Origin of the sequence: Cetobacterium sp. NK01 (assembly GCF_024506395.1) — a bacterium.
GTDB lineage: Bacteria > Fusobacteriota > Fusobacteriia > Fusobacteriales > Fusobacteriaceae > Cetobacterium_A > Cetobacterium_A somerae_A.
Window position 1 is genome coordinate 645,241 of the sequence record NZ_JANIBO010000001.1, and the last position, 11,382, is coordinate 656,622.

An 11,382-nucleotide genomic window follows, 5' to 3' on the forward strand; every position below is an offset into this window, starting at 1 on the left:
AAGTCCTATACCCAACATTTGTATTAAAAGTAAGAATATTTTTAGTTTTTTATTCAAGTTTCCACCCTCTTTTTATTTTTCTTTTAAATATTATATCAAATATTAACAAAATAATGTATAATAAGAATAAAATTCCACAAAAAGGAGTAATTATATGAATGTTTTATTTCTATTGCTTTTTATAACCACTTCAGCCTTTGCACTCAATATTGGAGTTATTGACTCTGAATATATCTTTAGTCAATACAACAAACGTTTTGAAATGGAAGATAAACTTGAAAGTAAAAGAATAGAGTTGAATTCAGAAATTGAAGGGCTTAGACAAAGTCTATTAGAACAAGAAAAAATTATAAAATCAAAATCAAAAATAACAGAGGATGACAAAAAAAAATTATTAGATTTAAAAAAACAATTTCAAGAAAAAATTGAAACCTCTGAAAGAGCTTTTCAAGAAGATCAACAAAATTTTATATACGATATAAAATTTGAAATTGATTCTGTCGCCATTTTAATTGGAAAACAAAAAAATTTAGAAATGGTTATTGAAAAAAGTGCAACAATTTATGGTGGTGTAGATTTAACGGAAGATGTAATTAATTTTTTAAATAATAAAGAATCTTATAAATTAGATACAACTAATCTTTTAAAAAAGCAACTGTAAAAGAGGTTATAAATATAATTATAGCCTTTTTTATTTTTTTATAAAAAATAAAAAAAAAGCACTAACGTGCTTTTAATAACTTATATGGTGGAAACAACTGGACTTGAACCAGTGACCCCCTGCTTGTAAGGCAGGTGCTCTCCCAACTGAGCTATGCTTCCAAATGGTACCCCGTAGGGGAATCGAACCCCTGTTTATAGAGTGAAAATCTATTGTCCTTACCACTGAACGAACGGGGCAACTGCGCTTTTGCGTTGTTGCTACATAACTATAATACCATTTTTTTTATAAAATGTCAATAAGTTTTTTATTTTTTTAAAACTTCCCATTCTTTTTCTTTAAACCCTATTAAAACTACATCTTTACCCACCAACAACGGTCTTTTTACTAACATTCCATTTGTAGATAAAATATCTAAAAGCTCATTCTCATTATTCTCTGCTACCTTTTCTTTTAAATTCATTTCTCTATAAAGAATTCCACTTGTGTTAAAAAATTTTTTTATGGGTTGTTTACTTAGTTCTATCCATTTTTTTAACTCTTCTTTAGTTGGGTTATTTTCAACAATATGTCTTGATTCAAATTCAACTCCATTTTCCTCTAACCATTTCCTAGCTTTTATACATGTTGAGCACTTTGGATAATTAACAAATAAATATTTCATATTATTTCACCTCTTTTTTCTATAGCTTACCATTAAAATGAAAAAAAAGGAAGTTAATTCCTTCCTTTTTTGTATAGTTTTATCTATTTAAATATTTTTTTAATTCTTCAGCTTTATTTACTCTTTCCCAAGGTAAATCTAAATCTGTTCTTCCTATATGACCAAAAGCAGCTAAATCTTGATAATTAAACTTTCCGCTTCTAAGTTCTAAATCTCTCTCAATTCCTCTTGGAGTTAAATCAAATACTTTTTTTACAGCTTCTGCTAATTTTATCTCATCTACTTTTCCTGTTCCAAAAGTTTCAACTTTTATAGACGTTGGTTCTACTACTCCAATTGCGTAAGATAATTGGATTTCACATTTATCTGCTAAATCTGCAGCAACTATATTTTTAGCTACCCATCTTGCTGCATAAGCTGCAGATCTATCAACTTTTGATGGATCCTTTCCAGAAAATGCTCCACCACCATGTCTAAAGAATCCTCCATAAGTATCTACGATTATTTTTCTTCCAGTTAATCCTGTATCACCATGAGGACCACCAATTACAAATCTTCCTGTTGGATTTATATGATAGTTTTTAACATCTTCAGCATTTAAATTATATGATTCTAAAACCGGCTTTATAACTAACTCTTTAACATCTTGGTGGATTTCTTCTTGAGTTGCATCTGGATTATGTTGAACCGATACAACTACAGTATCTACACCTATTATTTTTCCATTTTCATCATAAGCTAACGTCACTTGTGATTTTGCATCTGGTCTCGCCCACATTAAATCCTTCGATCTTGTTAATCTTGTTAATTTAACGATAATTTCTCTTGCTAAAACTAATGCTAATGGCATTAATTCTGGTGTTTCTTTAACCGCTCCACCAAACATAATACCTTGGTCTCCTGCTCCTCCAATATCAACACCCATAGCTATATCTGGTGATTGTGAATGAATTGCATTTAATACACCACAATCTGCATCAAATCCCATTCCATTTTTATATCCTATTTCATTAATTTTATTTCTAACTATATCTTGTATATCTATATAAGTTGTAGTTGTAATTTCTCCACCAACTACTACTTGTCCTGTTGTACAAAACACTTCACAAGCTACTCTTGCTGATGGATCATTTTTTATACACGCATCTAATACCGCATCTGATATTTGATCTGCTATTTTATCTGGATGTCCTGGTGATACACACTCCGATGTGAAATAAATTAAATTTTTCATTGTTTCCTCCTAAATATTTATCAAAAGAGATAAAAAAAGCCTTTTATCTCTCCAGAAAGATAAAAGGCTTGTATCCTCTATAAGTCATCTTTCTGGAATTAGCACCACACCCTTTCGGTAGGTTGCTGAAACGTCATAGGGCCAGTCCCTCAGTCTCTCTTGATGATTTTGTTTTTTTTGTAATTAAATTATATATTATTTGTATTAATTAGTCAATATTTTTTTATTTTTTCTCTTCAATTAATGTTAGATTGACCATTTTATTAAAGATTGTCGCAATATAATTAAGTTGTGATAATCTATTATTTTTTATAACCTCATCTTTGTCCATTACCATTATAGATTCAAAGTATCTATTGATAATATCTTCAGTTGATAAAAGTACATTTAAGTATCCTATATAATTTTTAGCAACTAACATCTCTTTTGCATCTCTTGCAACTTCTTGAGATTTATCAAATAGTTCTTTCTCTATCTCTTCTTTTAAAAGGTTCGGATCTACCATAACTCCTTCAAATCCTTTAGAGATATTTCCAACTCTTTTCATTAATGAAACTAAGTTATTAAAGCTATCCATTTTTGTAAATTCATCAACTGCTTTTATTCTTAATAAAGTATCAACCAAGTTGTCAAAACTCTTATCTACAACTGCAGATACAATATCCTTTGAATATCCCATTTCTGTAAATACATTTAGTGCTCTTTGCTTAAAGAACTCCATTACTTCATTTAAAACTTCAGCTTTATCTCTTTTTAATACTCCTGCAGCAGCAAGTGTGTCTAAAGCTCTTTCTACTAAAGCCTTTAAAGAAATATTTAAATTTGAATCTAAAACAATATTTACAATACCTAAAGCTGCTCTTCTTAAAGCAAACGGATCTTTAGAACCACTTGGAATTATTCCAACACCAAAACATCCACAAAGAGTATCTATTCTATCAGATATTCCTGCTATAATTCCTTCTACACCTTTTGGTAAAAAATCTCCTTGATATCTTGGATAATAGTGTTCTTCAATTCCTTTTGCTACTAATTCAGACTCTCCTGATTTTAGTGCGTAGTCTGCTCCCATAAATCCTTGAAGTTTTGTAAACTCTTTTTCTCCAATCATATTAGAAACTAAATCAGCTTTTGCTAGTAAAATTGTTCTATCAATCGTTTCTTTTCTAGTTTCCATTCCTGTAGCTTCTATTAAATAATCTGCTATTTTTTGAGATCTTTCAATTTTGTTATATATAGTTCCTAAATCTTTTTGGAATACAACTTGTTTTAATTTCTCAACATTTTCTACTAGAGGCTTCTTTAAATCTTCGTGGTAGAAGAATCTTGCATCAGCAAGTCTCGCAGATAAAACCTTCTCATTTCCTTTTCTAACTTGTTCAGAATCTTCAATACCATTTCTAATTACAACAAATTTAGGTAAAAGTTTTCCTTCTAAATCTAAAATAGGAAAATATCTTTGGTGAACTTGCATAGATATAATTAAAACATCTTGAGGTACTTCTAAGAAATCAGAATTAAATGTTCCAACTATTGGATATGGATATTCAACTAAGTTTGCAACCTCTTTTAATAAATCTTCATCTACTAAAACTTGCTCATTAGAATCCTCGCATTTTTCTTTTATAAGTTTCTTAATTAAGTTCTTTCTCTCTTCAACATCTATAATTACATTATTTTCTTTTATTTTTTCAAAATATTCATCAATAGTAGAAACCTCAAAATTACTTCCAAAGAATCTATGTCCTCTAGATGCTCTTCCACTTTTTATTCCTTCTATTTCAAAATTTACTATTTCTCCATCTACTAAAGCTAAAAACCATTGAATTGGTCTAGCAAACTTTAATTTTTTCATTCCCCACTTCATTGATTTAGGGAAGTTTATCTCTAGTACCAATTCTTTTAAAAGATCAGAAAGTAGAGCTTTTGTACATTCACCTTTTAAAAACTTTCTAACTGCTATATACTCCCCTTTAGGAGTTTCTATGATTTCTAAATCTGTAGCTTCTACGCCTTGAGATTTAGCAAATCCTAATCCTGCTCTTGAAATCTCTCCATTTTCACCAAAAGCAACTTGCTTTGCAGGTCCCATATTTAAGATATCTAAGTTTTCTTGAGTTTCTGCCAATCCCTCTACTAAAACAACCAGTCTTCTTGGTGTTCCAAAAGTTTTTATTTCATCAAATTTTATTCTTTTTTCATTTAACTTACCTTCTAAGTTCTCTTTCATCTCTTTTAGAGTTTGAACAAGGAATCTTGCAGGTAACTCTTCCATTCCTATTTCAAAAAGTAATCTCACTTTCTATTCCTCCTCTTTTTTCCTTTTACTTTTTTTTCAGTAAAGGGTATCCTAGTTCTTTTCTATTTTGTACAAATACTTCTGCACATCTCTTAGCTAGGTTTCTAACTCTTAAAATATAAGCCATTCTCTCTGTTGTAGAGATTGCTCCTCTTGAGTCTAGAACGTTGAATGTGTGAGAACATTTTAAAACATAGTCATATGCTGGCATTACTAAATTTTCATTTAATGCTCTATCAGCTTCTTTTTCATAATCATCAAACCATCTAAAGTGACTCTCTAAGTCTGCTACTTCAAATGAATATTTTGAATTTTCATACTCATACTGATATCTCATATCTCCATATTTAATTCCTGGTGCCCACTCTAAATCATACACATTTTCTTTATTTTGAATATATAATGCCAATCTTTCTAATCCGTATGTTATTTCAACAGGAACAACTTCTAACTCTAATCCTCCAACCTGTTGGAAATATGTAAACTGAGTTACTTCCATTCCATCTAACCATACTTCCCATCCTAATCCCCATGCTCCTAATGTTGGTGACTCCCAATCATCTTCAACAAAACGAATATCATGTTTTAAAGGATCGATTCCTAAAACTTTTAGTGATTCTAAATAAAGTTCTTGAATATTATCTGGTGATGGCTTCATTACAACTTGAAATTGATGGTGTTGATAAACTCTATTTGGATTTTCTCCATATCTACCATCCTTTGGTCTTCTTGATGGCTCAACATATGCTACATTCCATGGTTCTGGTCCTAAAGACATTAAAAATGTATTCGGATTAAATGTTCCAGCTCCTGTTTCTATATCGTATGGATTCCCAATGATACACCCTTTTGAACTCCAATACTGCTGAAGAGCAAATATCATCTCTTGAAATGTCATTTCACTTCCTCCTAATCTTTCTTTTTCCTTTTACTATCTAGCAAGCTATCTATTATTATTAAAATAACTCCTATATTTATCCAAATATCAGCTAAATTAAATACAAATACCCATATACCTCTAAAGTCAATCATATCAATAACAAAACCTCTATAAATTCTGTCTATTATATTTCCGATCGCTCCACCTAAAATAAATGAATACCCTAACCTCTCTATAACTGATAACTTTTTTCTATTTTTAAAAAAATAAAATCCTAATCCAATTATTACTAAAACAGTTAAAATAGAGATTATATCTAATTTACCTTGAAACATTCCAAAAGCAATACCTCTATTTTTTACATATGTAAGATGGAAAAACTCTCCCACAATTGGGAAAGTTTGACCTTCTACTAACCATGTATCGACTTCATATTTGGATATTTGATCTAGAAAAACTAATAAAAATATTATCCCTATATATAACACAGCTCACCTCTTTGAATAATTAATCAGCTAGTGCTGTCGTACATCTTGGACACACTGTTGGATGCTCTGGATTAGTTCCTAACTCTGTCGAGTATTTCCAACATCTTTCACACTTCTCTCCATCTGCATGCTCAACTTTTACAAATAAAGCTTCTTGCTCCTCACCTTTTACAAATGAATCATCTTTTTCATTAGCAATTACTAATTGAGAAACGATAAATACCTCTTCTAAAATCTCTTTATTATCTTCTAAGAATTTTACTAACTCTGCATTATCTGCACTTAAAATAACTTTTGCATCTAAAGAGTTTCCTATTATCTTATTTTCACCTTGTCTTGCTAACTCTAATGTTTTATTAACATCTTTTCTTAACTTTACAATCTCTTCCCACTTTGTATCTAATTCATCATTTAAGTATTGATCATTGTTTACATACCAATCAGTTAATAATACTGACTCAGAATCCTTTAATGATTCTGGTAAAGTTTCCCAAATCTCTTCAGCTGTAAATGATAATATAGGTGCTACCATTTTAGTTAATGTTACTAAAACTTCTGACATTACTGTCTGTGCTGCTCTTCTTTCTTTAGAATCAGCTTTTTCAGCATATAATCTATCTTTGATTATATCTAAATAGAATGCTGACATATCAATTCCTGAGAAATAGTGAATTTCTTGGAATAAATTATAGAACTCATATTTTTCATATGATTCTGTTACTACCCTTTTTAATCTTTCTAACTTATTTAATGCCCACTTATCAATTTCCATTAAGTCCTCATAAGCTACTGCATCTGTTAACGGATTAAAATCTGCTGAGTTTCCTAATATATATCTAGCTGTATTTCTTACTCTTCTGTAAGCTTCTGCCATTTGTTTTAAAATATTATCAGATATTTTTACATCTTCTCTATAATCAACTGATGCACACCATAATCTTAGTATATCTGCTCCATAAACTTTGATTATATCTTGCGGAGCCACAACATTTCCTACAGATTTTGACATTTTCTTACCTTCTCCGTCATTTACAAATCCGTGAGTTAATAACATTTTAAATGGTGCATCTCCTGTTGATCCAACTGATGTCAATAGTGATGTTTGGAACCATCCTCTATGTTGATCTGATCCTTCTAAATATAAGTCAGCCGGTCTGTGTAATCCCTCTCTAGTCTCTAAAACCGATCTATGAGATACTCCTGAGTCAAACCAAACGTCCATTATATTTGTTTCTTTTCTTAATTCTAATCCTTTTAGATTATACTTAACTAATAGATCTTCTCCAATTAATTCCTCAGCCGAATATTTTACCCAAGCTGCTGACCCTTCTTTTTTAACAAGTTCAATAACTCTATCTAAAATTTCTCTTTCGAATATCTCTTTTCCTGTTGCTTCATTATAGAATACAGGAATTGGTACTCCCCATGTTCTTTGTCTTGAGATACACCAGTCAGGTCTTGTCTCTAACATAGAACCTATTCTATTTCTTCCCCACTCTGGAACAAATTTAACATCATCTAAAGCTCTTAATGCCTTTTCTCTTAAATCTGAACCTTCACATCTTATAAACCACTGCTCAGTTGCTCTAAAGATTACTGGAGTTTTTGATCTCCAGTCATGAGGATAAGAGTGCTCAAACTCTTTGTAGCTTAATAAGTGCCCTGTTTCTGTTAAGTGCTCTGCTATAACTTTATTTGCTTTTTTATAGAATAATCCAGCAAATTGTCCAGCTTCCTCTGTTAATACACCTTTATTATTAATTGGAGAAATGATTGGTAATCCGTATCTAACTCCTACAACATAGTCATCTTGACCATGTCCTGGTGCAGTATGTACAACTCCTGTTCCTGCTTCAGCAGTTACATGTGTTCCTAGTACCACTTTTCCTGTTCTATCTAAGAATGGATGTTTATATGTTAAGTTCTCTAAGTCAGCTCCAACAAACTCCTTTACTAGCTCCATCTCTTTTATTCCCATGTCGCTAAATGCCTTATCTGCTAAAACTTTTGCTAAAATTAGATTTCCTTTTTCTGTTTTATATATTCCGTACTCAAACTCTCCATTTAAAGCAATTCCTGTATTTGCAGGTAAAGTCCATGGAGTAGTTGTCCAAATAACTAGATATAATGGTTCTGTCATTCCTAACTTATCCATAATCTCTTTGTTTGCTTCCATTTTTACATAAATAGATGGAGAAACATGATTTTTATACTCAATTTCAGCTTCTGCTAAAGCTGTTTCTGTTACTGGCGACCAGTAAATTGGCTTTAATCCTTTAAAAATATATCCATTTTCATAAAGCTCACCAAATACTTCTAATTGCTTTGCTTCATACTCAGGGTTTAAAGTTAAGTATGGCTTATCCCACTCTCCTAAAACTCCTAATCTTTGGAATCCTTCTTTTTGAATTTCTACCCATTTTTTAGCGTACTCTGTACATTTCTCTCTGATTTCAAGAGGTGACATCTCTTTCATTTTTGCACCTAATTCTTCACTTACCTTTAATTCTATCGGTAATCCATGAGTATCCCATCCTGGAACGTAAGGCACTGTGTATCCAGATAATCTTTTATACTTTAAAATTATATCTTTTAATATTTTATTTAAAGCATGACCTATATGGATTCCACCGTTTGCGTATGGAGGTCCATCGTGAAGTATAAATGTTTTACTTCCCTTTTGTAATCCCTTTTCATAAATTTTTTCGTCATCCCATTTTTTTAAGATGTTTGGTTCCTTCGTTGGTAAGTTTGCCCTCATTTGGAAACTTGTTTTCGGAAGGTTCAACGTTTTCCCGTAATCTCTTTCTTCCATTAGACTTCCTCCTTATATGCATTTAAAGTTATTTTTACTTCTGTATTGCTACCCTCTTCTGAAAAATGTTTTATTACCCCACCATGATCTTTAATTATTTTATGAGTAAAAAATAATCCTAATCCTAATGTTTGTGGAGAATAGCTTATAAACGGTTCGTATATCTCTTCTAATTGTTTTGGTGATAGCCCTATACCGTTATCAATAATTTTTAATTCTATTTTTTCATTAATTTTTCTCTTTGATAAAATTATATCAATTCTTCTGTTACTCTCTTTATTTAATAAAGCGTTATACGCATTATCTATAAGTTCTTTTATTACTTTTTGAAGTTTTCGTTTACTACCTAAAACTGTTCCACTTGTAGCATTAAAAAAAGATACTGAAATATTTGCACTTTTAAATTTCTTACTATATTGAATAATCGTTTCATTTATTATTTTATCTAAACAAACTCTCTCATACGTGTCTTCAATTTCTTCAGAATAAGCTTTTAATGATTCATTATCCTCTTTAATTCTAGCTAGATAAGGCTTAATTATAGTTAATTCCTCTATTATCTTTTCGCCAGGATTTTCAGAATCAACACACTCCAATAATTTCTCAACAACTTCACCTCTTAATCTCAAGAACCGTGTTGCTAATTTTTCTATTGTCGTAACTCTTTGACTCTCTAAAGTATCTAAAATCGTTTCTTTATTATTTATTCCTATAGAGAAATTCATCGAAAGAAGATTTAGTAATTCTAACTCTTCTTGATTTATTCTAATATCCTTAGTATAGTTATCTACAACTATCACTCCTGAAAATTTTCCAGCTCCATGAATTGGAAAAATAAAAAAGTTTTTTAATCCAATTGCTTTAAGAACATCATTCCCTAAATCATACTTATATCCAGCGTCATTTTTATAAATTATTTTTTGCTCTTTGAAGGACTTAGCTAATAAATTTTCAGTATTAATTGGAACTTTTGTAAATAAAACTAACTCTTTTAAATTTTTTAATTGAAATTTAAAACCTTTTTTACTTTCTTCTGCTAAAGTTCGATTGATAGAAATTTCTTCTCCTATCAAATAATCATTTTCTCTACTATAACGAAAATACATTGCTCTACTATAACCTAAACCAACCTCTGATGTAAATCCTGAAACTAGTTTTTTAATAGTCTTAAACGTATCTTGCTCTATATTCATTCCCATTAAAAGCTTATCAATAGCTTCGATCCTCTCAATATTTCTAACTAGTTCTTTATTTTGTATAGTTAAATCTTCTTGAGCAATATTTAATTTTTCAATCATCTCTTTAAAAGAAATTGATAAAGATCTTATTTCTCCTTGACCAACTACCTTTATGTCCTCAACTTTTTCTCCTTTTGAGATTTGGTCTGCTAAATCTGCAATTTGAGTAAGAGGCATTAGTAATTTTCTAAACACTTTGCTTGAAATTGTTGAACTTATAATCATAATTAACAAGACTAAAATTCCAATATAAATAGATGTCATTAATTTTTCTTCTGTTAATCTCTCTTTAGAAAGAGAAAGTATAAAACTTCCTAAATAACTATCATTATAACCTATTAAATTATAAATTCCAACATAATATGATAAACCATTTATTTTTTTATTCAAATAATAGTTTTTATAGTCTTTTTTTAAAATTTCCCTATACGTTCTATTTGAAAAGAAAAACTTAGCTTGAAGTTCCTCTTTATCTGGACTATTTGTCACAAAATATACTCTATCTTTTGAACTTAATTCTAATCCATCTGTTAAAGAAGTTAAAAAATCTCTATTTATTGGAATCGAAACCACTAAATAATATGTTGTAGTTTCATTTCCATAAGGAATTACAACTCTTGCATATATTTTATTATCAACACTAGCTAAATAATAACCTGTTTCTTCAAATTCTTTTTTACTAGAAGTCTCGAGTAAAATATGAATATTATCTTCATTTAAAGTACCTAAATTACCTCGATTTCCATACTCTCCTAGCAATTCTCCATCCGAAGAAATAATAGTTATTACTGAATTATAATAATTTCTGAAATCTTCTTTTAATAAGTTGTACTTTAGCATTTCTGCTATTTGTTGATTCCCTTCACTAATTCTATATTTTCCAATTTCTTTATAAACATCATTTCTTATCTCTCCAAAATAGGATTTATAGTTTCCCATCAAAAGATTCATTTTATTTTTAGTTGTATCTTCTATCCTTTGTTCCATATCTTGAAAAGAGGTCAAGATAACAACTATAGCAATTAAAATTGAAGTTAAGAATATTGCTATATCATTGTAAAAAATTATTTTTATTAACAAGGAATCTTTTCTTATTTTCATCC

8 protein-coding genes, 2 tRNA genes and 1 riboswitch are annotated in these 11,382 nt (G+C 29.9%); of the genes, 1 reads left to right on the top strand and 9 read right to left on the bottom strand.

Annotation, left to right across the window (positions count from 1 at the left end):
- The first annotated feature begins 154 nt into the window (after positions 1-154).
- Positions 155-661 (top strand): OmpH family outer membrane protein, encoded by a 507-nt coding sequence (locus NON08_RS03160; protein ID WP_256690041.1) that lies wholly within the window; start codon positions 155-157, stop codon positions 659-661.
- Positions 662-746: 85 nt separating this feature from the next.
- On the opposite strand, the gene NON08_RS03165 is transcribed toward NON08_RS03160, so the two are convergent.
- The 9 genes from NON08_RS03165 to NON08_RS03205 all read right to left on the bottom strand — a co-directional run bounded on the left by NON08_RS03165 (position 747) and on the right by NON08_RS03205 (position 11,380).
- Positions 747-822: transfer RNA gene (locus tag NON08_RS03165), tRNA-Val, on the bottom strand.
- Between the two features lie 3 nt (positions 823-825).
- Positions 826-900: transfer RNA gene (locus NON08_RS03170), tRNA-Glu, on the bottom strand.
- A gap of 68 nt (positions 901-968) precedes the next feature.
- Complete coding sequence (locus tag NON08_RS03175) at positions 969-1,325, bottom strand: arsenate reductase family protein (RefSeq protein WP_256690042.1); 357 nt, start codon at positions 1,323-1,325, stop codon at positions 969-971.
- 79 nt (positions 1,326-1,404) lie between these two features.
- Positions 1,405-2,559 carry a methionine adenosyltransferase gene (gene metK, locus NON08_RS03180; protein ID WP_256690043.1) on the bottom strand — a complete coding sequence of 385 codons (1,155 nt, stop codon included), beginning with the start codon at positions 2,557-2,559 and terminating at the stop codon, positions 1,405-1,407.
- Between the two features lie 81 nt (positions 2,560-2,640).
- Positions 2,641-2,728, bottom strand: a riboswitch (SAM riboswitch).
- A 54-nt stretch (positions 2,729-2,782) separates the two neighbouring features.
- Complete coding sequence (gene glyS / locus NON08_RS03185) at positions 2,783-4,858, bottom strand: glycine--tRNA ligase subunit beta (protein WP_256690044.1); 2,076 nt, start codon at positions 4,856-4,858, stop codon at positions 2,783-2,785.
- Positions 4,859-4,883: 25 nt separating this feature from the next.
- On the bottom strand, positions 4,884-5,756 hold the full coding sequence (gene glyQ, locus NON08_RS03190) for a glycine--tRNA ligase subunit alpha (protein ID WP_256690045.1): 873 nt from the start codon (positions 5,754-5,756) through the stop codon (positions 4,884-4,886).
- 11 nt (positions 5,757-5,767) lie between these two features.
- Positions 5,768-6,226, bottom strand: coding sequence for a signal peptidase II (lspA, locus tag NON08_RS03195; protein ID WP_256690046.1), 459 nt, complete (start codon positions 6,224-6,226; stop codon positions 5,768-5,770).
- A gap of 19 nt (positions 6,227-6,245) precedes the next feature.
- On the bottom strand, positions 6,246-9,041 hold the full coding sequence (ileS, locus tag NON08_RS03200) for an isoleucine--tRNA ligase (protein ID WP_256690047.1): 2,796 nt from the start codon (positions 9,039-9,041) through the stop codon (positions 6,246-6,248).
- Positions 9,041-11,380 carry a sensor histidine kinase gene (locus tag NON08_RS03205; protein WP_256690048.1) on the bottom strand — a complete coding sequence of 780 codons (2,340 nt, stop codon included), beginning with the start codon at positions 11,378-11,380 and terminating at the stop codon, positions 9,041-9,043. The genes ileS and NON08_RS03205 overlap by 1 nt, the downstream gene beginning before the upstream one ends.
- Positions 11,381-11,382: the final 2 nt, after the last annotated feature.